This window comes from Niastella yeongjuensis (assembly GCF_900110245.1).
Classification (GTDB): domain Bacteria; phylum Bacteroidota; class Bacteroidia; order Chitinophagales; family Chitinophagaceae; genus Niastella; species Niastella yeongjuensis.
This window is the reverse complement of record NZ_FOCZ01000005.1, coordinates 301456-324336: the sequence shown is the minus strand read 5'-3', so window position 1 is coordinate 324336 and position 22881 is coordinate 301456. Positions and strand designations below refer to the sequence as shown.

Sequence of the window (22881 nt, the reverse complement as noted above, 5' to 3'; positions counted from 1 at the left end):
GCAACAGCGCAAATGTAATACTGGACCCTTCGACAGACAACTGCGAAAAACCGCAGGTAACAACATTAGCTAATCTTCTTATTTACACAATGAGCGATAACCCAGGGGCTGGAGACTACTCAAAGTCTCATATTACAGGTGTTCCGGCTGATTTGTCGGGCCCGGAAGCACAACGTTTCAAACAAACCATCCCTAAATTTCCCGAAGAAGCTGTTTACATCTATTCTTTTCAGCAGGGCCGGATGATCTATGCAGAGGGTTGGGAAGATGTATTGGGGTACAAAGATGAGGAGATCAATATGTTTACTATTATAAACAGTACAACACCCGAATACGCACCCTTTTCGAACGAATTGAACGATCGCGCCCTGATGTTCCTGCATCGCATTAAAGAGGATCTTGAAAAGTACAGCTTTGCCATCGAGGTAAAGAAGCGGCATAAAGAAGGGCACGAAGTGCCCCTGATCTCCAGGGTAGGGGTGTTCAGGGCCGAGGCCGGCCGGGTAGTGGAGATTATAGGCCGCTCCCAGATCAGCCACAGCATTACTTTTGGGAAAGTAATGCGTTGTTATGTGTATGGTCCTGAAAAATCGGCTTTTGAAGACGAGCTAAAAGGAACTGCATTCCATTATGTTGGTATAAGTAAAAAAGAAAAAGAAGCCCTGGCGCTTGTGGCCAAAGGCTACTCATTTAAACAGATCGCTCACCACTATGGTGTATCGCAATCGGCTATTGAAAAAAGGATCATACCCTTATATAAGAAGTTTGATGTGAAAAGCCTGCCGCACCTGGTCAGTTTTGCTTACCAGAATCATATTCTGCCTTAAGTTAATTAGGGGGTGCCCAAATAAATTGTCTTGATATTTTGTGAGGCTACCCCAAATTCCGCCAGCATCTGCAGCCAGGTTTTATACAATTCGCTGTCTGGTGTTTCTGATCCCATTACCCAAATGATATTCTTTTCCCTTATCATTCTCCGGTTCTCTTTATTGAGCGTATAGTTGTCCAGTATGCCTTTAAAGGTGGTCATGTTAATGATCGTTTCTTTGATGGGCGGTCCGGGGTTTATATCGTCGATCACCCACACCGAAGCATTTTGCCAGGTCCATAAACAATTGGGATATTTTTTACCGGGCGGATCAAAGAACAGGTTGAACAATTTCATGGCAGTGGTATAATAACAGCTGTGGTGTTTGATGGAAAGTTCGGTAGCTATTCCAATACCCAAACTTGTTTTGCCACTTTTTTCAGATCCCAATATAAACAGGTGTTGCCCACCCATTTCAGCCTGCAGGTACGATTCAACTATTGATTTATACAGATCGGGTATGGCGAAACTCCATTGGCTTAACCGGAACTGCGCAGGGTACTGTGCAGCCTGCAGGTATATTTTTGTAGTGTACCAGTAACGGCAGGGATACAGTAATGCTATAATTAAAATACCAAAGACCAGCCACGCAGTTTGTGTAGGCGCCAACGTTAGACTGGCGGAAAAAGCGCCCAGCCAGAAAAAGCAAAGGTCTGTGAGCGTGTCGAACGTTACATTGCCCCAGGCCGGTGAAAAGGTATATCCATTATCTGCGTTCAGCTTTACTTTTTTGGAAGATTTGAATTTCAGTAAAGGCCCTAAGAAATTATAAGTTTCAAAACACAACCAGGTACCCGAAATAATAACGGCCGCCCACAATTGTGCCGCTGGCATTTGTAGTTTGTTTAAACCGGCATATAACAACAGGGTTGGAATAAAACCCAGTCCAAAATGCCCGAACTGGTTGGCCATCCATGAATAGGTAAAAGTGATGCCGCGATAAGAATCTTTCCCTATCAGATCAAACTTCAATTGTTTTAGGATATCTGAGCCAGATAGTTTAAACATAACGTTTAGGTGTTATTAGGAATGGGGTTACCGGCCTGGTAAGATAAAACAAAAAATATGGCTTTGCTATAAGTGTAATCAAATACCGTCATTTCACCTTTTATGAAGTATATTTAATATCTAATTGTTCGTATATGTCAAAGCTATTCACGCCCCTACAGATTAAATCTATTGAAATAAAGAACCGCATCACCGTTTCACCTATGTGTCAGTATAGCAGTACAGACGGTTTTGCAACAGACTGGCACCTGGTACATTTAGGCAGCAGGGCTATAGGCGGGGCAGGACTTATTATATCGGAAGCTACGGCCGTTTCACCGGAAGGACGTATTTCGCCGCATGACCTGGGCATCTGGAAAGAGGAGCACCTGGAAAAATTACAACAGATCACTTCATTTATATCGGCGCAGGGAACAGTGCCCGGTATTCAATTAGCGCATGCCGGCCGTAAGGGCAGCACCAATGTGCCCTGGAAAGGACGCGGTAAAGTTTCCATTAAAGAAGGTGGCTGGGAAGTGGTAGCTCCTTCTGCAATCGCATTTGCCGATAATTACCCCCTGCCGGTTGCATTGGATGAAACCGGTATTCAAAAAATAATCAGCGATTTCACTACTGCTGCCGGCCGTGCTTTACGGGCAGGTTTTAAAGTAATTGAAATACATGGCGCCCATGGTTACCTGGTACATGAATTTCTATCACCACTCAGCAATCACCGTACTGATAAATATGGCGGCTCTTTTGAAAACCGCATTCGCCTGTTGCTGGAAATTATTGCCGGTATTCAAACTGTTTGGCCAAATGACCTGCCCTTGCTGGTACGCATCTCGGCCAGCGATTGGGCCGAGGGTGGCTGGAACCTGGAAGAGTCTGTACAATTGGTCCATATCCTGAAACAGAAAGGGATCGATCTGATAGATGTTTCATCCGGCGGGTTGGCACACCATCAGCAAATCACCATTGGGCCGGCCTACCAGTTGCCTTTTGCCTCCCGCATAAAAAAAGAAACCGGGATCCTCACCGGCACAGTAGGCATGATCACCACAGCCATTCAGGCAGAAACCATTTTAATAAATAACGATGCCGATATGATCATCATGGCGCGGGAAATGCTTCGGCAGCCCTATTTTCCCTTGCAAGCAGCACATGAATTACATGAGAAGGTTGAATGGCCGGTGCAGTATGAAAGAGCCAGGTTTTAAAGTTGAAAGTTGAAAGTTTAAAGTTGAAAGTTTAAAGTTGAAAGTTTAAAGTTGAAAGTTTAAAGTTGAAAGTTTAAAGTTTAAAGTTGAAGGATCCTGCATCTGGGTGCTAAGTTGAAGTTATTGGGTTCTTAGGTTATTAGGTTCTGAGTTTGCGGATTCGGGCCTCCCCCCGACCCCCTCCGGTGGAGGGGGAGAAATATAACCTCGCTATTATTCTCATCATTTTGATTGGTGGGATTCGTTGCCTCGCCCGCCGACTGCGTGCAGCCGAAGCTTTAGCGAAGGCGCAAGACTTGGCGTAGGAGGGCCCATTCCCCTACTGCCCACTGCCTACTGCCTACTGCCTAATGCCTTTCTTCTCTCTGCCCTCTGCCCTCTGCCTTCTGCCCTCTGTCCACTTTATGCAATTCATACTGATAGGCCTTATGCGTAGGGACAATGGGATCGTTGGTAAACAGGGAATATTCTTTAATGAAACTGGCGCCGAAGTATAAAATAAAAGAAGAGTAAAACATAAACAGCAAGATCAAAACCAGGGCGGCACCTGCGCCATACACGATACCGGCGTTGCTGTGCCGCATCATATAGGAAAGCAGCGCTTTGCCAAAATAAAACAACACACCCGTTAAGATGCCGCCAACCGTTGCTACCCGCCAGGAGGGGCGGCCATTGGCCAGGAACCGGAACAGTACAATAAACCATACGATGATCGTAAGCGCACCAATGAGCTCGTTTAAAATGCTGGAAAAGAAAACACCGCCTTCTGCCCATACACTTTCGACATATTTGCCGGCCACTTCACGCGCTATGGCAATAATTTCACCGGCAATAAACAGTATAGCCGCTGCGAGTATGATCACCAGTGACCGGCCACGCACCGTAAGGTCGTACAGGAAACCCGATTTCTCAGGACGAATATTCCAGATATCGTTCAGCGTATTGCGGATCACTTTGAATAAAGTGGTGGCTACAAAGATGAGGAACAAAACGCCTAACACTACCATGTACCAGTTTTGAGCAAGGTTGCGCAGGCCAAGGGCAGTGATCCGCAATTGTTCATAATTTTCTTTACCCAGCGAGGTGGTAAGCACCGTTCGCATTTCACTGCCCACCAGCTTTTTGCTGAAAAAAATACTGAAGAACTGAAAAATGAGCACCATAATGGGGGGCAGCGCAAAGCTGGTAAAAAAAGCAGTGGCGCCAGCTATGCGTAAAGGATCATTCTGCTGTAGCCGGTTAAAGGAATGCCGAAGCAATTTTCCCCATTCCGGCAGGCTCCATCTGGTTTTTTGTTTCTCCATCTTATGACCTTAAATTTAAGTGATACCTTAGATAATTGTTCCATTTCTCTTTAAGTTGTGAATTATTTAAAACCAGTGGTTCATGAGGAAGATCCTGATAATTTTTGCTCATCCGGTACTGGAAAAGTCCCGGGTGCATAAACGACTCCTGCATTATATTCCCCAGCAAGACGGAATAACCTTGAACGACTTGTACGAAAATTACCCCGATTTTGATATCGATGTGAAACGTGAGCAGCAACTGTTGCTGGCGCATGATATCATTGTCTGGCAACATCCATTGTACTGGTACAGTGCACCTGCCTTGTTAAAACAATGGCAGGACCTGGTGCTGGAACATGGCTGGGCCTATGGTAAAAACGGGTATGCATTAAAGGGTAAAAAAGTGTTTAATGTGATCACCTCCGGCGGAAGTATACAGGCCTATCAGCGGGAAGGTTATCAGCATTGCACCATTACCGAAGTGCTGCGGCCTTATGAACGCACCGCAGAGCTTTGCCACATGACCTACCTGCCGCCTTTCTGGGTTTCGGGAACGCATAAACTGGAATTATTACAGATAAATGAATACGGCCATAAATACAGCCAGCTGCTGCAGCGGTTACAGCAGGATAGTTTGAATGATGAAGACATGATGCAGGCCAGCTGCTTGAACGACCTTATTGAAAACTCACAAAATAACCTGGCGTAATATGGAGCATTCTTTTTTTTACAAGGCATTGGTGTTTCTGGGAGCGGCCGTATTGTTTGTTCCGCTGGCAAAAAAGTCAGGATTGGGTTCTGTATTAGGCTATCTGTTCGCCGGTGTTATCATCGGGCCTTCTGTTATGGGATTTGTGGGTGCCGAAGGACAGGATATTATGCATTACGCCGAGTTTGGAGTAGTAATGATGTTGTTTTTAATTGGGTTGGAACTGGAGCCGGAATTGTTATGGAAGCTGCGTAAATCGATTCTGGGGTTGGGCGGATTACAGGTAATAGTAACCACGGCAGCGATAGCAGGTATTGCCATGCTCTTTCATTTTAACTGGCAGCAGGCATTGGCGTTGGGAATGATCTTTTCTTTGTCGTCTACTGCCATTGTGTTGCAAACAATGGCAGAAAAAGGCCTGATGGGAACTTCTGCCGGTCAAAGCGCCTTTTCGGTATTACTGTTCCAGGACGTTGCGGTAATCCCCATGCTGGCGCTTTTCCCTTTGCTGGCCACAACAGACATTCTACATAAACCATCCAATGATACACATGAAGCGGGTACCTGGGTTGCCGGACAGCCTGCCTGGTTACATGCAGCGATCGTACTGGGCACCATTGCAGCGGTTATTGCTGTAGGTAGGGTAGCAGTACGCCCCTTGTTACGCCTGGTGGCGAAAACCAATATGCGGGAAATTTTTACGGCAACATCCCTGCTGATCGTTGTAGGTATTGCGGTGCTGATGGGCAGGATCGGATTGAGTCCCGCCCTGGGAGCGTTTTTAGCCGGGGTAGTGCTGGCCAACAGCGAATACCGGCATGAGCTGGAAAGTGATATAGAACCTTTTAAGGGATTGTTACTGGGGGTGTTTTTTATAGCCGTGGGAGCATCTATAGATTTTGGGCTGGTGTCACAGCATTTGCGTGAAATAATACTATGGGTATGTATCCTGATAGCGGTGAAATCGCTGGTGCTTTTATTGCTGGGCAAAGTGTTTAAAATGGGAACGGAGCAGAATTTTATTTTCTCTTTTGGCCTTACCCAGGTAGGGGAGTTTGCGTTTGTGTTGTTCTCTTTTTCCTTTCAACAGGGTATTCTGTCGCTGGAAACCATCAATATAATGACTGCCGTGGTGGCTATCAGCATGGGCCTAACGCCGTTGATCGTAATGGCTAATGAAAAGCTGATCCTGCCCCGGGTGGGCACAGATGAAACCGAAGAAAGACCAGCCGATGAGATCGATGAAAAACATGCGGTGATCATTGCAGGGTTTGGTCACTTTGGCAGCACCATCGGACGTTTTCTACGGGCAAATAACGTTCCGGCCACTTACCTCGATATGGACTCTGACCGCGTAGATACCTTACGGAAAATGGGGTATAAAGTTTTTTATGGCGATGCTTCCCGGGTTGACCTGTTAATGGCTGCCGGGGCAGATAAGGCAAAGATCATCGTTATCGCCGTCAACTCGCCCGAAAAAAGGCTGGAGATGATAGAAACAGTAAAAAAGCATTTCCCCGATTTACATATGCTGGTACGGGCTGCCAACCGGTACGATGCCTACGACCTGATGAACGCAGGCATCTTGCATATTTACCGCGAGTCGCTGGATACCAGTTTGCGCGTGGGGGTAGATGTGATGAGCCTGCTCGGGTTCAGAAAATACACCGCCCGCCGCCTGGCCAGAAATTTTATCCGGTACGATGAGGCCAACCTGAAAAGATTATCAGCCATCAGAAACCCCGATGAATATGTGGTAGAGGCAAGAAAGTACATGGAAGAGATAGAAGCCACTATTCAATCTGACCGGCAATTCCTGACTGGTGAAGCTGATCTTTCCTGGGACCCCGACACCCTGATAGAAGAGGTGCGTGCCTCCCTGCAGGAAGATCCGCTGCAGTAAACAACCTTATCAGGGTTTCAGTCCGCTGTATTTTCGAATAAGCGCCCGGGTTGTAATACCCGATGGCTGCAGGTCGTTTAAACCCCAGTTTCCGGTTGAGGAAGCCGTGGGTTTTAGCACGGAACAGGTTTCTTCCTTGTCTGTTACCGACCAAACCAGCCAACTGATCTTGTTCTCCTCTGCCCATGTTATCCAGGCAGTCCATTCGGCTTCATTGATATTGCCATTGCCCGTATGCTCCATGCCGGCAGATTCAGAAATAAAAATGGGCAAGCCTTTTTTCAGCGCATAAATGCCCCTGTTGCGCAGGTCCTGTTTATGTGAGGCCGCATAAAAGTGAAGCGTATACATCAGGTTGTTATACCCCTTTATCGGATCATCGGCAACAATATGTACATCCTGGTCCCAATGGGGTGAACCGACAAGGATCACGTTGTCCGGGTCGATGGCCCGGATGGTTTTGATCACTTCTTCGGAATAGGCCTTTACATCCGGCCAGGGGATCTCGGCTGGTTCATTAAAGATCTCGTAAATGATATTGGGCTGATGGCCGTATTCCGTTGCTATTTCGGTGAAGAATTGTTTTGCTTCGTTCAGTCTGATGTTATGGCTGTGCCAGTCAACGATCACATAAATGCCGTCTTTTATGGCGGCGTTTATCACTTCTTTTACTTTCTCCTTTGACCAGGTGGGTTCTTTTATATAGCCATGGTCCGGTTCAACTCCCATGGCTGCGCGTACCACCGTACAGCCCCAGTCGTTTTGCAGCCAGGATACGGCACCGGCATTATAAAACCGCGGCCACCAGTTGTGCCAGCCCAAACTCATTCCCCGAAGAATAACGGGCTGTCCTTTTTGATTCACCAATTTTGTGCCCACTACTTTGAGGGCGCCATTGTTAGTAACAGATCGTAGTTGTGCAGAACCGGCGAGGGCAATACCTGCCAACAGAAAAACAGCGGAGATCTTTTTCATAGACTTACGCGTTGTTTGGTGGCTGCCGATCTGTAAATAGCTTCTACGATGCGGATGTCGCGCAGCCCTTCTTCACCTGGTACCAGCATGGGTTTTTTATTTAAAATACTCAGTGCATCATCATCCATTTGTTTGGCCTGTTGGTAGGGAACATTGTAAGGATGGTTGATGGTACCCAACGGGCTTGTTCCATTCTGGCCATTGTACGCAGAATAGGGTTGTATTTTTATTTCCCCTTTTTCGCAGGTGATGTTGTTGAAGTTGATGTTCTCCCCAAAACTGGTTTTTATCTCAGCCAGTACACCACCGGGAAATTCCAAAGTGGCAATGGTTGTTTCATCCAGCCCGTTTTTATAGATCTCTGGTCTGGTGGTGGAGGTTTGTGCCTGTACAATGGCAACCGGTTCCATATTGGCGCCCAGTCTTGCTCCCTGTATGGCGTAAACGCCCATATCGTACAACACACCACCGCCCATTTCTTTTTTCTGTTTCCAGTGATCGGTGCGGTTATCGCGATAACCTGCGGCACAATTTATTTTCGTTACGCGGCCCAGTTTTTTCTCTTTTATAATACCGCGCCATTCCTGGGTATTGGGTTCGTGGTGCAGGCGGTAGCCAATGGCCAGTGATTTTTTGTTTGAGCGGCAGGCTGCTATCATGGCTTTGCATTCTGCTTCTGTTAGTGCCATGGGTTTTTCGCACCATACTTCCTTGCCTGCATTGGCTGCCCTGATCACATATTCCTTATGCATGGAAGGCGGCAGCACCACGTAGATCACATCTATATCAGGATTGTTGGCAATGGAGTCGAAGTTTTGATAGTTGTAAATATTCTTATCAGGAATATTGTACTTCTGTTTCCAGGCTTCGGCTTTAGCTGGCGTGCCGGTAACAATACCAGCCAGGTAACAATGTTTGGTTTGCTGTAAAGCAGGCGCCAACAGGTCGGTACTGTAATAACCCAGGCCTACCAGGGCGATGCCTAGTTTGTCTTTAAATCGGGGAGGGGAGGCGAAGATCGATTTGGGAGAAAGCAGCAGGATACCACTGCCGGTTGCAATCGTTTTAATTACACGCCTGCGTGAAATAGTGTTCATGTAACAGGATTTTACAGGTTTAAGATAATGGCGCACCACTGTGGGTGGTGTTGGTACTGAAGATAAGACAATTTTAAGATACCTTTGTGGACTTAAACATTTATTATATGTTCGGAGATCTATTTGGCAAATTGCAGGAAGCACAACAGAAAATGCAGGAAGGCAAGCAAAAGCTTGGTGCTGTAATCATTGATGGGGACGCCGGTAATGGACTGGTAAAGGTTTCTGTGACCGGGAACCGGGAAGTAAAGACCATTTCGATAGATAACCAGTTAATGACGCCCGACAGGAAAGAGGAGCTGGAAGACCTGCTCATCACCGCCCTGAACCGGGCGCTTAAAAATGCCGAAGAGGCGTATGAAGATGAAATGAAAGGCCTGGCCGGCGGTATGTTAGGTGGGCTGGGATTATAAAAAAATGAAGGCTGTCTTTAAGGACGGCCTTTTTTGTCTTCGCTGTACAGATCGGGCATTTCCAGTTTGTATCGTACCGCCAGAAAACGTATCATAAATACCACCAGCATAACAGTAACGTCTAACCATTCTTTGGGGAAATGGGTTTGAAACAATATAAAATAAATAATACCACCCAGTATGCAGGCGGTTGCATATATTTCCCGCCTAAAGATCAGGGGAATATTGTTTAATAAAATATCCCTGATAACCCCGCCAAAGCAACCGGTGACAGTACCCAGCACCACACAAATGCCGGGGTTTAAACCAAATTTTATTCCTTTCTGAATGCCCAGCACGGTAAAAAAGCCCAAACCAAGGGAGTCGAAAATGAACAGGGTCTGCTGAAAGTTTTTAATGATATGCCGGAACAGGATGGCGCATATTGCGCTCACCAGAATGATAAGCGGTGTTTCAATATCCCGCATCCATTTTACCGGCAGGTCGCCCAGCAATACATCTCTTAACGTACCACCCCCGATAGAGGTAATAAATGAAATGATCAGGATGCCAAAGATATCCAGCCGCTTCTGCATAGCGGCAAAAACACCCGAGATGGAAAAGGTGATGGTACCCAGGATATCGATCAGTTTAAGCAGGTCTTCTTTCATATTAAAAACTTGCCCTAAATATAAGTACAATCATAAAGCAAAATCCCGTCGCACCAGGGTGAGACGGGATTTTTACTGTTTATAGTTCCACTTAATTACTGATCAGGTCATAAAAGCTGACTTTGGAATCTGTTGTAAGTGCTGTAAGCGTGGACGTATTGGTACCCAGGTTATACCTGTACAATGAAGTATCATCCCAGATGCTGAGAAATTCATTGGTTTTTGGCATAAACAGCAGGTCATAAATGGGTTCCTCTTCATTCAGGGTGGTTAACACGGTTTCCGCTCCGGTGGCAGCATTCAGTTTTACAATTTGTGAATTGTTGGTAGCGCCACTGAACTCCTTGAAACCATACAGGTTTGAATTATTATCTACCGTTAAACCCAGATAATTGGGGTTGCCTGTGGCAGCTATTATTACAGAAGATGTATCCCTGGTAGTAAGATTGTATTTCTGCAAAATAGTTCCTGAGGTACCTACAATCTCATTGGTGGCCGGGATATACGTAAACCCAATGAGGCTTTTCTTGAAGGTAGCCATAGGCGTGGTGTTCCCGGTTGCAATATCGATCTTTGTAATTTCCCAGGTAGCATCCAGTCCATTTCTGCGGTTACCAACGGTATACAGATTACCTGCTTTGTCAAGCTTCAATCCTTCATATTCCTGGTTGGCTCCGAGCGGAAGGGGAAGGATGGCTGTTTGTTTAGTGGCGACATTTATCTTCACTAATTTATATCCATTCCAGTCAATGCCTGCAACTTCGTTAGTAGCAGGTAAATAAATAAGGCTGCCCATGTTAAAGCTATTGGGCTGCTCTGTAAGGTTTAACAGGGTTGTTATAGCTGCAGTAGCGGGGTCAATGGCTACTAACTCGTTGGTATAATTATTGGGTGAAACCTCGGTTTCCCTGATGCTGTACATAGTCAATGCCTTATCGGTGTCTGCAGGAGAGTCGGAATCTTTTTTACAGGCTGCCAGTAATGACAACGCTGACAAAAGAATTACCATTGGTCTTTTGAATCCTGGGGCCATCTTGTTTGTTTTCATGCTACGGTATTGAGTTTTTGAATTTGTCGCGCGCTAACGCAAATAATTACACTGATATTGCAAATAATGATAAGTTGGTGCGGGGTGTTTTTTCTCACCTTTTTATGGTGTTTTTCACAGAAGACAGGTTGCCGCGTTTTCATGGACAAAATTAAATTGTGACGCACTAACGCAAACGGATAGGTCTTATTGCAATCCGTGATAATTGAGTGAATGTTTATTTTCTACTTTACTGGTGGTGTTTTTCCTCGTAAGTTTCATGCAGGGTGCATTTTCTTTTTTAGCTGGTATAAATGAAGTGTTGAATTGCCGGGTTGGGCTATTAATTCGTCCAGTTTGACTCAAAGTCATTGGAACAGGGGTAGGGGCCGGTGTACTTTTACGGGGTAATTGAAAATGAAACTCTAAAAATTTAGCAATGAAAAAAATTACAGGCACACTGAGCAATGGGCTGTTAACAGCTGTATTTATTTTGCAGGGTTTAGTTGGGAATGCACAAAATAGTACAAGTAATACAGACAAATCCGCCAGTTCTCCAACATCGCATGAGGCCATCCGTCCCTTTAAAATAAATGTTCCCGAAGCCCGGCTTACCGATCTTCGCAAGCGTATACAGGCAACTCAATGGCCAGAAAAGGAATTAGTTGCAGATGCCACACAGGGAGTGCAGCTGGCAACCATGAAACAACTGGCCAGTTATTGGGCCACGTATGACTGGCGCAAAACCGAGAAGAAGCTGAACGCGTTTCCACAGTTTGTAACAAACATCGATGGCGTTGACATACAATTTATACATGTTCGTTCAAAAAATAAAAATGCGCTGCCGGTTATCATAACGCATGGCTGGCCCGGTTCTATTATCGAACAATTGAAAGTTATAGGTCCCCTTACTGATCCAACCGCTTATGGGGGCAAAGCAGAAGACGCTTTTGACGTTGTAATACCTTCATTACCAGGACATGGATTTTCAGGCAAACCAACTGAGCCTGGCTGGGACCCGGTTCGTATTGCCAAGGCCTGGATCACGCTGATGAAACGGCTTGGTTATACTAAATATGTGGCCCAGGGCGGCGATTGGGGGGATGCGGTAACAGAACAAATGGCGGTAATAGCACCACCGGAGCTGATTGGCATTCATACCAATATGGCGGCTACCGTGCCTGCTGAAATTAATAAGGCCCTGCAGGCTGGCGGACCAATGCCTGAAGGGTTGTCGGCCGATGAACAACATGCCTATAAACAACTGGATTTCTTTTACAAGAATGGACTTAGTTATGCCCTGGAAATGGCACACCGCCCACAAACATTATATGGTATTTCCGATTCACCCATTGGCCTGGCAGCCTGGATCCTCGATCATGATGCAGCCAGTCTGGCGCTTATCTCCCGCGTATTTAATGGGGAGTCTGCCGGTCTTACCAAAGAAGACATTGTTGAGAACATTACGCTGTACTGGTTAACAAATACAGGGATCTCTTCGGCTCGTCTCTACTGGGAAAACAAACTGCCTTTCTTCGATGTGAAAAATATCAAGATCCCGGTAGCTGTAAGCGCATTCCCCGATGAACTGTACCAGGTACCACGCAGTTGGGCTGAAAAAGCTTTTCCTAATTTGCTCCATTATAATAAACTCGATGTAGGTGGTCACTTTGCAGCCTGGGAACAACCCAAATTGTTTTCAGAAGAATTGCGGGCTTCCTTTGCATCGCTGAGAAAATAAGAAAATAAATAAAATAATTGGATAGAGATTGGAACAGCCAGGTAGCAATAGTTACCTGGCTGTTTTAGTCACTGGTTGCCGGTTTCCGGTTTCCGGGAAGACAAAATACAATCAGCTGTCTGCAATAAGGACCCGGTGACCGGTAACTGGTAACCGGTAACGAATTCACGCCTGCCGCACCAATTTTTTGAGCGCCAATAGAAGATAAATTTGTCTTTTATTGTTTTGTGATTATCTTTGTGGGGTCAAACAATGCCAGTGATATGTTCTCTAAAACTTGTGAATATGCAATACGGGGTGTAATATTTATAGCGCAGAAAACTGCTGACGGTTCGCGCATAGGTATTAAGGAAGTAGCGGCTGGCATTGATTCGCCGGAACATTTTATTGCAAAGATCCTGCAGGAGTTAAGCCGGAAGGGGATCATACAATCACAAAAAGGGCCTACCGGTGGTTTTTATCTCGATGCGCAATCCCGCAAACACACGCTTGCCGATATAGTTCATGTCATCGATGGCGATCAGATCTTTACTGGTTGTGGCCTGGGGCTGAAACAATGCTCAGAAACAAAGCCATGTCCCCTGCACAATGAGTTCAAAAAGATCCGTGATGCCATCTCAAAATTGCTGCGCTCTACCCATTTGGGTGAATTCAGTGAGCAGCTGGAGCATAAATTGGTATTCCTTAAGCGTTGATATTTTTTTGCTCCAATAGAAGATAAAAAGGTATTTAATTATTCTATATGAAGGCGTTTTTTTCCATTCATTCAAGCGCGGGGCTGCTCGCCTGTCTGCTGCTACTCTTTATTGTAATGCTGGGCGCGAGTTTAATACTGGCCATCAGAGTAAAGCAGCTGCTGGCTGCAAGCCGTAAAAGCAGGCAGGATGGACATTGTAAGCCACTGCGTGCGTATCTGCAACAATTTGACCGTAGTCAGTTGACACAGTTATTGTCTTTTCGTAAAAACAATCAAAAGGCAGCGCTGCTGGCAGCGCTGTTGTTGAGCCAGGCTTTATTGCAACCGCTAAACGGTTTGGCCCAACCAACTGCAAAGAGCGTCCATTCCATGTGGAGTGAAACAGGTGTGTTGATCACCCTGGTGTTGATTGCCATTCCCGTATGTGTGGGGGTATTGATCCTTGCAGCAAGGGTATTACGGGTTATCAGGCAGCAACGGTATAAACTGGTGCGGGATGAAGCCGAGCAGCTGGTTGAACAGCTGGCAGCGGCGGATGAGGATATTGTTACCTCCCTGGTTAAACGCAAACAGGCATTGGAATACCAGTTGACCAATTATGAACTGGCAGGCAGGGAGCAGGCTGATGATGAAAAAGGTTTATTGGGCAATGTGCAAAACAACGACAGCCTGCCTTTTGTTCCGCTCAAAAAGAAAGCCGTGCAACGTCCACCGGTATCGGGGGAGTTAAGTAAACTGGTACTTTGGTTTTTAGGATGCGCCAGCTTTTGGCTGGTGTTTGGCACCAGTGTGGGCGAGTATATCGGCGTCAAGTTCATGGCGCCCGATGCCGATCATGTAAGCTGGTTGAGCTTTGGCCGGTTACGGCCTGTACATACCAATGTAGTGTTCTGGGGTTGGGCTTCCATGGCCATGCTGGGCCTGGCTTATTATGTAGTGCCACGCGTGGGTAATAATACAATCGCGAGTATCCGCAAGGGTTGGTGGTCGCTTATTCTTATCAATGCAGCGTTGGTGTTGGGCACGCTCACTTTAATGGCAGGCATCAATAACGCAGGTGGGGAGTACCGCGAATGGATCTGGCCGGTAATGGCGTTGTTTGCCCTGGGCTTGTTGATTTCGCTCGGCAATTTTTTACAAACCATTGCCAGAAGAACGACCAAAGAAATTTACATCTCCAACTGGTATATTGTTTCTGCACTCATCTTTACGGCCATTATTGTAACGGTTGGTTATTTACCGTTTTGGCAGGATGGCCTGGGTGAAACCATTGTGCAGGGTTATTATATGCACCAGGCAGTAGGTATGTGGTTCATGTTATTTACACTGGGGCTCGTATATTATTTTCTGCCCCAGCAGCTGAACCGGCCCATTTACTCTTACAGTTTGGGGATCCTGGCGTTTTGGGCGCAAATTGTGTTCTATACATTGATCGGTACGCACCACTTTGTATTCAGTTCCATTCCCTGGTGGTTGCAAACCGTGGCCATTGTAGGAAGCGCCGGTATGATCATTCCCGTGGTGGCTGGTACTACCAACTTTCTGATGACCTTCAGCGCCAGCCGGCATAAGATCTCTTCCAGTTATACGCTGCCTTTCTTTCTGGTAGGTGTTATCTTTTATTTTACGGGCTCGCTGCAGGGTACAGCCGAAGCATTCCGGTCCACCAACCTGATCTGGCACTTCACCGATTTTACAGTAGCGCACTCGCACATCACCATGTATGGCATCATTTCTTTCTTACTGTGGGCTTGTATCTACGCCATTGTGCCCCGCCTTACCGGCAAAGAAGCGCCGCAAATAACAGTAGGTACCCATTTCTGGCTGGCCCTGGCAGGCCTGCTGGTATACACGGTACCGCTGATGTATGGGGCTACCTTAAAAGGGTTGATGTGGAAGGAAGGCAAACCATTTATCGATGGAGTGGTGTTTATGGCGCCATACTGGCTCTGGCGGGCAATAGGGGGCAGCCTCATGTGGCTCTCGCACCTGTTCTTTGCCTGGAACATGTATAAAATGCTTTCCGGTTCGGGTGTGCCTGATGTTAAGGACCTGGCCCTGGAACAACTGAAAACCCAACACAAAAACAACGAACAAAATATTCTTAGTGCTGAATAATTGATTATGGAACTATTTAACAATCACAAAAAACTGTTCAGGGCAGCGGCCGTACTCTTTGCCACGTTAACCGTATTCGTCGCTGTTCTACCGGCGCTGCACAATCAGGAGAACAATGCGCCCCTGCCGCAATCAGAACCTCTTTCTGCCAGTGCTGTTCGCGGCAAAGCTGTTTATATCGCCAACGGCTGTGTGGCCTGTCATACCCAGCAGGTGCGCAATGTGGATATGGATAAAGTATGGGGTACGCGGCCGGGTATTGCGGCCGATTATGCCCGAAACCATCGCATAGATACCTGGCGGAATACGGCTACGCTGATGGGTACGGAACGCACAGGGCCCGATCTTACCAATATCGGGTTGCGTCAACCCGCTATCGACTGGCACCTTACGCATTTGTATAATCCACGCATAGTAGTGCAACAATCCATTATGCCGGCCTATCCGTGGTTGTTTATAATAAAAGAAAACCCTGCCAAAGAAGATGTGGTGGTAAACGTACCTGCTGAAGCAAGAGATGAGGAGGGCGGAAAAATAGTAGCTTCCGCTGAGGCGCTTGACCTGGTTGCTTACCTGCAATCGCTGAAACAGGTGGCGTTGCCGGATGGCCGTGCCACCCCCGAATTCCTGTATAAAAAACAACAAGCGGTTACAACGGGAGGCAGCAAAACAATCGAGTTGGATGGAGCCGCCCTGTACACTGCCAATTGCCAGGGTTGTCACCAGCAGAATGGGGAAGGGTTAAAAGGCGCTTTCCCGGCACTAAAAGGCAGTTCAGTGGTATTGGACAACAATCCCGAACTGATGGTAGACATCATTATGAATGGCTATACGGGCCGCATGCAGGAAGGCTTCGGACCTATGCCACCGGTAGGTACCAATAACAACCTTACGCCCGAAGAAGTAGCTGCCATCATGAATCATGAAAAAACAAGCTGGGGCAACAACGCAAAAAAAGTAACGCCCGATCAGGTAAAGCTGCTTGTTGAAAAAGTACAATCACTAACAAAAGATAAAAAATGAAAGCTAGCTGGCTCCTGACAGTGGTTTTGTTGATGAAGTTACCGGTGTTGGCCTGTCCGGCCTGTAAACGCCAGCAGCCCCGCCTGCTGCAAGGCATAACACATGGTACCGGCCCCGAAAGCCGATGGGATTATGTAATTGTTTGTGTGGCCCTGGCCCTTACTGTACTGGCCCTTTATTATTCGGTAAAGTGGCTGATACGGCCAGGCGAACAGGCACCCGGTCATATTAAACAATTCATTTTAAACAACGAATGATATGAAAGAGAAAAGCTCCGTAACCATTTTTGTGGATGACGAATTAAAACCGGTAGCTGAATTGCAAACCCCTGTTCAGTTTGAACTGGATACCACCCGGTTAACCGATGGCCAGCATACGCTGCGCATCGTAAGCCGCGATCCATCGGGCAAAGAAGGCATCCGTATCATTCCTTTTGAAGTGCGGAACGGTCCGGCCATTGCCATCGAGGGCATAAAAGAGAATGCCGTAGTAGACGGCAAGGTGCCCATTATGGTAAATGCTTATGGTAAAGGCGATCAAAAAAATTTCCTGATCATTGGCAGTGAAACACCCCAAAGCATTCCCTTCTGGATCTTTTTGATCCTCATCGGTTTTGTTGCCTGGGCCGCTTACTACCTGATAACCTCAGCCGCTATACCACTTGATAAATAATATTTCTAACACTATAAATGTTGAATTATGATAATCGCGGAAATACTCGACGTAACAAAAATAGAACCCCGGTTAAAGCACCCTACAATTTTTCAATGCTTCGATGCCCTGGGCGCCGGTGAATCTTTTACCATCCTCAACGACCATGACCCCAAACCCCTGTATTACCAGTTGCTGGGTGAACGAGGCAATACCTTTACCTGGGATTACCTGGAGCAGGGACCCGACTGGTGGCGCGTAGCACTGGCCAAACCAGCGCCCGCTGAGAAAGGGATTACCGTAGGGCAAATTGTTGCCAAAGACATTCGCAAAGCGGAAGTGTTTAAAAAACTGGGCATCGACTTTTGCTGCGGCGGTAAAAAAACAGTGAAACAGGCATGTGAAGAAGTGGGTATTACCCCGGAACAACTGGACACTGCTTTAGAAAACTTTGACACCACCACGCGTAACAAAGCCGAACATGATTTCAATACCTGGGACCTCGATTTTCTGGCCGACTACATTGTAAACATTCACCACAAATATGTTCGAGAGAACGCCAAAATGATCGAAGAACTGGCCCTGAAAGTGGCGAACAGACATGGCGATCACCATCCGGAACTGGTACACCTCGCATTAGGCGTACAGCAATGCCTGGCAGATCTGTTATCGCACCTGGAAAAAGAAGAAATAGTATTGTTCCCTTATGTGAAAGACCTGGTGACTAAAAAGAAACAGGGCGTGCAATTCAGGAGCGCGTTTTCTGTGGCTTCACCGGTGCAGGCCATGGAAGCTGAACATGAACACACCGGTGAAGAATTGAATGCATTTCGCGAACTCACCAATGATTATACACTTCCGGCCAATGCCTGCAACTCTTATTCCTTTTTATTCAGCAAACTGCAGGAGTTTGAGGCTGATCTGTTAAGGCACATTCACCTGGAAAATAATATCCTGTTCCCCAAAGCACTTGGGCTGGAACGGGAACTGGCTGCATAAGTAAAACAATTTTTTATGGTTATTAACAGCACTACTAAAATAGCAGCGATCATAAAAGCCAATAAAGCAGGTATTGACGTAATCGCTTCCCTGGCAAAACCATTGGAAAAACTGCGCAACCCCGTGTTGCGCAGTTTAATGGCGGGGCGGGTTAGCATTGCCGAAGCGGCAAAAATGGGCGGCTGCCCGGTGGAAGATTTCAAAAAAGCGCTGGCACCGTTAGGTTTTAGTTGGGTCACATCAGAAGAAGAGGGTACAAATGAGTCGGGCGGGGAACCAATCCCTGCCTGGTTCAACACCCTTGCTGACACGCAAAAAGAAACGATCGATGTGCGGCCCATCATCAGTAATGGTAAAGATCCTTTAAAAGAGATCATGCAACAGTATAAATCGTTAAAGGAAGGGAATGCGCTGTGTGTTGTCAATTCGTTCATTCCTTTTCCGCTGATCGATCTGCTGCAGAAAAATGGTGCTTCCTGTTTTACAGAAACAGTTCAGGCAGATCATTATCGCACCTGGTTCCTGAAAGGGAAAAATAATAAAGCGAAAGAAGAAACAGCTTCACCCGTGGTGCATGGCACCCAGGTAGATTTTACCAATGCCTGCAACCAGTTTGGTTCAGAACGTTTACATACCATTGATGTACGGCCTTATGAAATGCCGGTGCCTATGCAAATGATCCTGGAGGCATTGGGCAAACTGCCCACCGGTTATGCGCTGCTGGTTTATCACAAAAGAATACCGGTGTATTTGCTGGAAGAATTGGGCGATAAAGCCTATAACATTCTTGTGTATACGGCCGGTGACACCGATGTCCGGTTGTTGATCTATCAATCTTAACCTTTATGTCAGATCTAAATATTGGTAAAGCGCCCCCGCCGAAAGCAGTAATTCCTTTTTACGCCACGGGGGCGCTTTTTTTCGTGGTGCTTTGTTTGTTGCTTTTTTTATCGGCCGGTGATTTAACGGGACATTATTTTAGTCCGCACTTGCTGGCCGTAGTGCACACGGCTGTATTAGGATGGGGCACCATGATCATTTTCGGCGCCGGCTACCAGTTGATGCCGGTTATATGCGAACGCGATATCTACAGTCCATTGCTGGCGGTTATTTCGTTTTATGCGCTTACTGCCGGCGCTGTTTTACTGGTGATCAGTTTCTGGTTCTTTTGGGTTGGCTGGCCCATGATAACGGGTGGTGCACTGGTTGTAACCGCTGCCGTCCTGTATGCGGTGAATGTATACCATACGTCTGGTCAGTGCAACAGGCAGGCGGCTAAGTTTATTGTGAGCTCAGCAGCCTGGTTGATGTTTACGGTGGTGGTTGGCTTGTTACTGGCCATCAACCTGCGCTTTCCGTTCATCCCCATGAACCACATCGATGTATTAAAGCTGCATGCCCATGCGGGGCTGGCAGGTTGGTTTCTGCAACTGATCACTGGCGTTAGTGCCCGGCTGGTGCCCATGTTCCTGCTGGGTAAATCGGCAAAAGAGCCATTGATGAAATATGCGTTTTATTGTCAAAACGGAGGACTGGTGCTTTTTCTCGCCGATGCCTATTTCAACGGCATTTCAACCCGGGGATTGTTTTATGAATTGATCATAGCCGTGGGCGCAGTAGCCTGGGTATTGTACCTGGCAGATGTATATAAGAACAGGGTTCGCAAAAAAACAGACTGGCAAATGAAACAGACCGGCCTGTCCTTTGTTTGTTTGCTGGGCGCTTTTGTTGTATTGCCGCTCTTGTATGGCAGCAACGATAAACGCTGGGCAATAGTAATGGGCACGTTGTTGTTTATGGGTTGGATGACAGGGATCATTCTCGGAAAAACATTTAAAACCCTTCCCTTTATTGTATGGAACAATAAGTTCAGACAACTGAATGGAAAAGTGAAAGTACCCATGCCCAAACATTTGTATAAGGAACAGCTGGTGCAATATCAATTCTGGTGTTTTTTAATTGCCTTGCTGTTGCTGATTGCCGGTATTTCACTGGCCTGTGTGGTACTTATCAGAATTGCGCTGGTAGCCTGGATAATAACGGCCTGTTTGTATGTATATAATGTAGGCGTGATCCTGTTTTATAAAATTGATACCAATGGAAGTAGTAACTGATACTATATATAACAAGGAAAAGTTGCAGGCGCTGGAGCTGTTGTATTCGGTGATGGACCCTGAGCTTTTTGTAAATATTATGGACCTGGGGCTCATCTATGACCTTATCTTTACACCGCAAACAATTGAGGTTATAATGACCCTGTCTACCCCGCATTGTCCCATGGGCGAAGCTATTGTGGAAGGCGTTAAAAATGTACTGGCGCAGCAATTCACCGATCATGTTGTTGAGGTGAACCTGGTGTGGGAGCCCAAATGGAATTTCGAATTGATCTCCTCCGAGGGGCGCCGGCAGTTAGGAATATGATGGAAAGAGAAAAAAATATCACTTTATTTATCGAGTACAATGGAAACAGGCAAACCGTTGAAACGTTTGCTGGTGAGTACCGGAACCTGATGGTACTGATAAAAGATCAAATGTGGGTGGAAGGAATAGGGGAGTGCGGCGGCATGGCCCGCTGCGGCACCTGTATGGTGGAACTGCTGAATGCCGGGGAGAACCTGGCGGTAACAGATACAAAAGAAGCAGCCGTGATCAGGCGATCTACCACCGCCCATTCTACCATCCGGCTGGCCTGCCAGATCCTGGTTGATGAAACTATAAGCGGGTTACAAATAAAAGTACTTGAGCCATAGGTTATTGCAGTGTTTTATCCTGGGAAAACGATATAAAATCCTATGAAAACATGTCATTTTCCTGGGAAAACAGGGTGAAATCCTGGGAAAACGTATCATTTTCCTGGGAAAATAAGGTGAAATCCCAGGAAAATATACCTTTTCCCTGGGAAAATAGGGTAAAATCCTAGGATACGGATCATTTTCATGGGGAAATAAAGTGTAATTCCGGGATCATCATAACATAAAAAAAGCATCCCGATTGCTCAGGATGCCCTAATGTAACTAACGTACCATTTATCATCTACTTAGGATAGCCATCATTTTGACTCAGCTTCTTGTTCACATCCCGCTCGGTTTGCGGAATGGGCAACAGGAACCTGAAGTCAGGAACAGTATAGCCTAACTTAGCCATTACCTGTTTGTAACGACCCAAACGGATGAGGTCATACTTACGGTGTCCTTCTACAAACAGCTCACGGCCTCTGTCCTTCACCAGGCTGTCGATGAATGCATCCTGTGTTGGCGTATTGATCATGTCCAGTTGAAACGCGGCGTCCTTTAATCCGGCTCTTGCTCTTACTGCATTCACCCCATCGAATTTTTTAGGATCAGCGGCATTAATGTTATTTAGTGCTTCGGATTGCATCAGCAGCACATCGGCATAACGCAGTACGATCCAGTTTACATTGGAATTATTGCTACCTTTTACATAACCGGGATCGCGGTATTTGTAAATGAACGGCGGCAGGTTTTTGGCAGTATCTGCTTTGTCGGCCATGTTCCAGTTTTTGCGGATGCTGTCTTCTGCCTGATAGCCGGTTTTGAAGTAAGTGGTATCAGCCGTGAAGGGGCCGGCACCACCCAGCTGAGCGGGGTAGAACATGCGTAAAATGATATTGGAGTTGGCGCCATTATTGCCCGGGCCAAACTGAATAGAAAAGATATGCTCAGGGCCATTCTTCTTGGCATTGTCAAACACATCAGCGTAGTTGTCTACCAGCTTGTATACGTTTGAGTTGATCACTGAGTTGAGTTCAGCCAGTGCATTCTGATTATCCTGCGCATCTGCGTAAGTGGTACTGGCCCTTTGCAGATACACTTTGGCCAACAGCGAAGAAGCGGCGCCTTTTGATACCATGCCTTTACTGGCGGCAGCGATCTTATTCTCCGGCGGACAAACCTTTTCTGCAAACTTCAGGTCATCAATAATGGTGTTATAAATTTCAGCAGCCGATGTTCTGATTGGATACAACAGCGTGTCTGATGCGGTTGTGACAGGACGTAACACCAGGGGCACATCGCCAAAATTCCTCACCAGGTCAAAATAAGCCATGGCTCGCAGGAACCGGGCATTGCCCAGGATGTTGTTGCGGGCGGTGGTATCCATGGTAATGTTAGGTACATTTTCCAACAGGTCATTTGCCCGGCTGATGGCCTGGTAGGACGTTTTCCACCAGTTACTGATCTCTACGTTGGCCGGTGTCCAGGTAAACCGGTTCAGCTCCAGGCGTTCTGAGGTGGACGTGCCCACCAGATTATCGGCCGGCAATTCCCCAATAAGCCAGGCTGTACGCTGATAGGAGGTTTGTTGCTGAAATACATTGAATACGCCATTGAGTGCAGTTTGGGCATCAGTAGCATTTAAATAGTAATTTTTAGGAATAAGAAAACTGTAAGGTTTTTCTTCCAGGTTCTTTTTACAGGAGGCGGCCATCAACATAAGACCGGCGCCTGCTATATAGAAAATACTTTTTTTCATAATTGTTCTTTTACTAGTAAGCAATA

The 22881-nt window shown here is 46.5% G+C and carries 23 protein-coding genes; 16 read left to right on the top strand and 7 right to left on the bottom strand.

Annotation, left to right across the window (positions count from 1 at the left end; translation table 11 throughout):
- Positions 1-89: 89 nt before the first annotated feature.
- Positions 90-827: a LuxR C-terminal-related transcriptional regulator gene (locus BMX95_RS15375; RefSeq protein WP_081203324.1), complete on the top strand. Its 738-nt coding sequence runs from the start codon at positions 90-92 to the stop codon at positions 825-827.
- Positions 828-832: 5 nt separating this feature from the next.
- On the opposite strand, the gene BMX95_RS15370 is transcribed toward BMX95_RS15375, so the two are convergent.
- A complete protein-coding gene (locus BMX95_RS15370) occupies positions 833-1876 on the bottom strand; it encodes a hypothetical protein (protein ID WP_081203323.1) in 1044 nt (347 codons plus the stop codon).
- 134 nt (positions 1877-2010) lie between these two features.
- Here BMX95_RS15370 and BMX95_RS15365 point away from each other — a divergent pair, with 134 nt between their 5' ends.
- Complete coding sequence (locus BMX95_RS15365) at positions 2011-3075, top strand: NADH:flavin oxidoreductase/NADH oxidase (RefSeq protein ID WP_081203322.1); 1065 nt, start codon at positions 2011-2013, stop codon at positions 3073-3075.
- Between the two features lie 347 nt (positions 3076-3422).
- Here the strand turns inward: BMX95_RS15365 and BMX95_RS15360 are convergent, their stop codons facing one another.
- Positions 3423-4379 carry a YihY/virulence factor BrkB family protein gene (locus BMX95_RS15360; protein ID WP_081203321.1) on the bottom strand — a complete coding sequence of 319 codons (957 nt, stop codon included), beginning with the start codon at positions 4377-4379 and terminating at the stop codon, positions 3423-3425.
- An 82-nt stretch (positions 4380-4461) separates the two neighbouring features.
- Between BMX95_RS15360 and BMX95_RS15355 the strand changes: the two genes are divergently transcribed.
- The gene (locus tag BMX95_RS15355; RefSeq protein ID WP_081203320.1) at positions 4462-5070 is read left to right on the top strand and encodes an NAD(P)H-dependent oxidoreductase; all 609 of its coding nucleotides are present in this window, start codon (positions 4462-4464) and stop codon (positions 5068-5070) included.
- A gap of 1 nt (position 5071) precedes the next feature.
- Entirely contained in the window at positions 5072-6973 is a 1902-nt protein-coding gene (locus BMX95_RS15350; protein ID WP_081203319.1) for a monovalent cation:proton antiporter-2 (CPA2) family protein, read from the top strand.
- A 9-nt stretch (positions 6974-6982) separates the two neighbouring features.
- Here BMX95_RS15350 and BMX95_RS15345 read toward each other — a convergent pair whose 3' ends face one another.
- Both BMX95_RS15345 and BMX95_RS15340 read right to left on the bottom strand, forming a co-directional pair.
- The gene (locus BMX95_RS15345) at positions 6983-7948 is read right to left on the bottom strand and encodes a glycoside hydrolase family 5 protein (RefSeq protein WP_081203318.1); all 966 of its coding nucleotides are present in this window, start codon (positions 7946-7948) and stop codon (positions 6983-6985) included.
- The gene (locus tag BMX95_RS15340; RefSeq protein WP_081203317.1) at positions 7945-9045 is read right to left on the bottom strand and encodes a Gfo/Idh/MocA family protein; all 1101 of its coding nucleotides are present in this window, start codon (positions 9043-9045) and stop codon (positions 7945-7947) included. Before BMX95_RS15340 ends, BMX95_RS15345 begins: the two co-directional genes overlap by 4 nt.
- A gap of 107 nt (positions 9046-9152) precedes the next feature.
- Here BMX95_RS15340 and BMX95_RS15335 point away from each other — a divergent pair, with 107 nt between their 5' ends.
- The gene (locus tag BMX95_RS15335) at positions 9153-9458 is read left to right on the top strand and encodes a YbaB/EbfC family nucleoid-associated protein (protein WP_081203316.1); all 306 of its coding nucleotides are present in this window, start codon (positions 9153-9155) and stop codon (positions 9456-9458) included.
- A 17-nt stretch (positions 9459-9475) separates the two neighbouring features.
- Here the strand turns inward: BMX95_RS15335 and BMX95_RS15330 are convergent, their stop codons facing one another.
- Positions 9476-10108, bottom strand: a complete 633-nt coding sequence (locus tag BMX95_RS15330; protein ID WP_081203315.1) for a trimeric intracellular cation channel family protein — start codon at positions 10106-10108, stop codon at positions 9476-9478.
- A 91-nt stretch (positions 10109-10199) separates the two neighbouring features.
- On the bottom strand, positions 10200-11156 hold the full coding sequence (locus BMX95_RS15325) for an NHL repeat-containing protein (RefSeq protein WP_081203314.1): 957 nt from the start codon (positions 11154-11156) through the stop codon (positions 10200-10202).
- 418 nt (positions 11157-11574) lie between these two features.
- Between BMX95_RS15325 and BMX95_RS15320 the strand changes: the two genes are divergently transcribed.
- The 11 genes from BMX95_RS15320 to BMX95_RS15270 all read left to right on the top strand — a co-directional run bounded on the left by BMX95_RS15320 (position 11575) and on the right by BMX95_RS15270 (position 21114).
- Positions 11575-12876, top strand: coding sequence for an epoxide hydrolase family protein (locus tag BMX95_RS15320; RefSeq protein WP_081203313.1), 1302 nt, complete (start codon positions 11575-11577; stop codon positions 12874-12876).
- 263 nt (positions 12877-13139) lie between these two features.
- Positions 13140-13571, top strand: coding sequence for an RrF2 family transcriptional regulator (locus tag BMX95_RS15315; RefSeq protein WP_081203619.1), 432 nt, complete (start codon positions 13140-13142; stop codon positions 13569-13571).
- 47 nt (positions 13572-13618) lie between these two features.
- Positions 13619-15691 carry a cbb3-type cytochrome c oxidase subunit I gene (locus BMX95_RS15310; RefSeq protein WP_081203312.1) on the top strand — a complete coding sequence of 691 codons (2073 nt, stop codon included), beginning with the start codon at positions 13619-13621 and terminating at the stop codon, positions 15689-15691.
- Between the two features lie 6 nt (positions 15692-15697).
- On the top strand, positions 15698-16714 hold the full coding sequence (locus BMX95_RS15305) for a cytochrome c (RefSeq protein ID WP_081203311.1): 1017 nt from the start codon (positions 15698-15700) through the stop codon (positions 16712-16714).
- Positions 16711-16971: a hypothetical protein gene (locus BMX95_RS15300; protein ID WP_081203310.1), complete on the top strand. Its 261-nt coding sequence runs from the start codon at positions 16711-16713 to the stop codon at positions 16969-16971. The genes BMX95_RS15305 and BMX95_RS15300 overlap by 4 nt, the downstream gene beginning before the upstream one ends.
- Position 16972: 1 nt before the next feature.
- The gene (locus BMX95_RS15295) at positions 16973-17386 is read left to right on the top strand and encodes a cytochrome C (protein ID WP_081203309.1); all 414 of its coding nucleotides are present in this window, start codon (positions 16973-16975) and stop codon (positions 17384-17386) included.
- A gap of 27 nt (positions 17387-17413) precedes the next feature.
- Complete coding sequence (gene ric, locus BMX95_RS15290) at positions 17414-18364, top strand: iron-sulfur cluster repair di-iron protein (RefSeq protein ID WP_081203308.1); 951 nt, start codon at positions 17414-17416, stop codon at positions 18362-18364.
- Between the two features lie 15 nt (positions 18365-18379).
- Complete coding sequence (locus tag BMX95_RS15285; RefSeq protein ID WP_081203307.1) at positions 18380-19204, top strand: DUF2249 domain-containing protein; 825 nt, start codon at positions 18380-18382, stop codon at positions 19202-19204.
- Between the two features lie 5 nt (positions 19205-19209).
- Entirely contained in the window at positions 19210-20478 is a 1269-nt protein-coding gene (locus BMX95_RS15280) for a heme-copper oxidase family protein (RefSeq protein ID WP_081203306.1), read from the top strand.
- Positions 20462-20785 carry a metal-sulfur cluster assembly factor gene (locus BMX95_RS15275; RefSeq protein WP_081203305.1) on the top strand — a complete coding sequence of 108 codons (324 nt, stop codon included), beginning with the start codon at positions 20462-20464 and terminating at the stop codon, positions 20783-20785. The genes BMX95_RS15280 and BMX95_RS15275 overlap by 17 nt, the downstream gene beginning before the upstream one ends.
- Complete coding sequence (locus BMX95_RS15270; RefSeq protein ID WP_165759063.1) at positions 20782-21114, top strand: 2Fe-2S iron-sulfur cluster-binding family protein; 333 nt, start codon at positions 20782-20784, stop codon at positions 21112-21114. The genes BMX95_RS15275 and BMX95_RS15270 overlap by 4 nt, the downstream gene beginning before the upstream one ends.
- A 283-nt stretch (positions 21115-21397) precedes the next feature.
- Here BMX95_RS15270 and BMX95_RS15265 read toward each other — a convergent pair whose 3' ends face one another.
- The gene (locus tag BMX95_RS15265) at positions 21398-22855 is read right to left on the bottom strand and encodes a RagB/SusD family nutrient uptake outer membrane protein (RefSeq protein ID WP_081203303.1); all 1458 of its coding nucleotides are present in this window, start codon (positions 22853-22855) and stop codon (positions 21398-21400) included.
- Positions 22856-22881: the final 26 nt, after the last annotated feature.

Bases quoted from the DNA above. Each gene is read 5' to 3' on its own strand.
- BMX95_RS15300 (WP_081203310.1), top strand. From the start codon at position 16,711: ATGAAAGCTAGCTGGCTCCTGACAGTGGTTTTGTTGATGAAGTTACCG.
- BMX95_RS15310 (WP_081203312.1), top strand. From the start codon at position 13,619: ATGAAGGCGTTTTTTTCCATTCATTCAAGCGCGGGGCTGCTCGCCTGT.
- ric (WP_081203308.1), top strand. From the start codon at position 17,414: ATGATAATCGCGGAAATACTCGACGTAACAAAAATAGAACCCCGGTTA.
- BMX95_RS15285 (WP_081203307.1), top strand. From the start codon at position 18,380: ATGGTTATTAACAGCACTACTAAAATAGCAGCGATCATAAAAGCCAAT.
- BMX95_RS15330 (WP_081203315.1), bottom strand. From the start codon at position 10,108: ATGAAAGAAGACCTGCTTAAACTGATCGATATCCTGGGTACCATCACC.
- BMX95_RS15355 (WP_081203320.1), top strand. From the start codon at position 4,462: ATGAGGAAGATCCTGATAATTTTTGCTCATCCGGTACTGGAAAAGTCC.
- BMX95_RS15335 (WP_081203316.1), top strand. From the start codon at position 9,153: ATGTTCGGAGATCTATTTGGCAAATTGCAGGAAGCACAACAGAAAATG.
- BMX95_RS15345 (WP_081203318.1), bottom strand. From the start codon at position 7,948: ATGAAAAAGATCTCCGCTGTTTTTCTGTTGGCAGGTATTGCCCTCGCC.
- BMX95_RS15275 (WP_081203305.1), top strand. From the start codon at position 20,462: ATGGAAGTAGTAACTGATACTATATATAACAAGGAAAAGTTGCAGGCG.
- BMX95_RS15375 (WP_081203324.1), top strand. From the start codon at position 90: ATGAGCGATAACCCAGGGGCTGGAGACTACTCAAAGTCTCATATTACA.
- BMX95_RS15265 (WP_081203303.1), bottom strand. From the start codon at position 22,855: ATGAAAAAAAGTATTTTCTATATAGCAGGCGCCGGTCTTATGTTGATG.
- BMX95_RS15295 (WP_081203309.1), top strand. From the start codon at position 16,973: ATGAAAGAGAAAAGCTCCGTAACCATTTTTGTGGATGACGAATTAAAA.
- BMX95_RS15325 (WP_081203314.1), bottom strand. From the start codon at position 11,156: ATGAAAACAAACAAGATGGCCCCAGGATTCAAAAGACCAATGGTAATT.
- BMX95_RS15315 (WP_081203619.1), top strand. From the start codon at position 13,140: ATGTTCTCTAAAACTTGTGAATATGCAATACGGGGTGTAATATTTATA.
- BMX95_RS15365 (WP_081203322.1), top strand. From the start codon at position 2,011: ATGTCAAAGCTATTCACGCCCCTACAGATTAAATCTATTGAAATAAAG.
- BMX95_RS15360 (WP_081203321.1), bottom strand. From the start codon at position 4,379: ATGGAGAAACAAAAAACCAGATGGAGCCTGCCGGAATGGGGAAAATTG.
- BMX95_RS15305 (WP_081203311.1), top strand. From the start codon at position 15,698: ATGGAACTATTTAACAATCACAAAAAACTGTTCAGGGCAGCGGCCGTA.
- BMX95_RS15270 (WP_165759063.1), top strand. From the start codon at position 20,782: ATGATGGAAAGAGAAAAAAATATCACTTTATTTATCGAGTACAATGGA.
- BMX95_RS15320 (WP_081203313.1), top strand. From the start codon at position 11,575: ATGAAAAAAATTACAGGCACACTGAGCAATGGGCTGTTAACAGCTGTA.
- BMX95_RS15350 (WP_081203319.1), top strand. From the start codon at position 5,072: ATGGAGCATTCTTTTTTTTACAAGGCATTGGTGTTTCTGGGAGCGGCC.
- BMX95_RS15370 (WP_081203323.1), bottom strand. From the start codon at position 1,876: ATGTTTAAACTATCTGGCTCAGATATCCTAAAACAATTGAAGTTTGAT.
- BMX95_RS15340 (WP_081203317.1), bottom strand. From the start codon at position 9,045: ATGAACACTATTTCACGCAGGCGTGTAATTAAAACGATTGCAACCGGC.
- BMX95_RS15280 (WP_081203306.1), top strand. From the start codon at position 19,210: ATGTCAGATCTAAATATTGGTAAAGCGCCCCCGCCGAAAGCAGTAATT.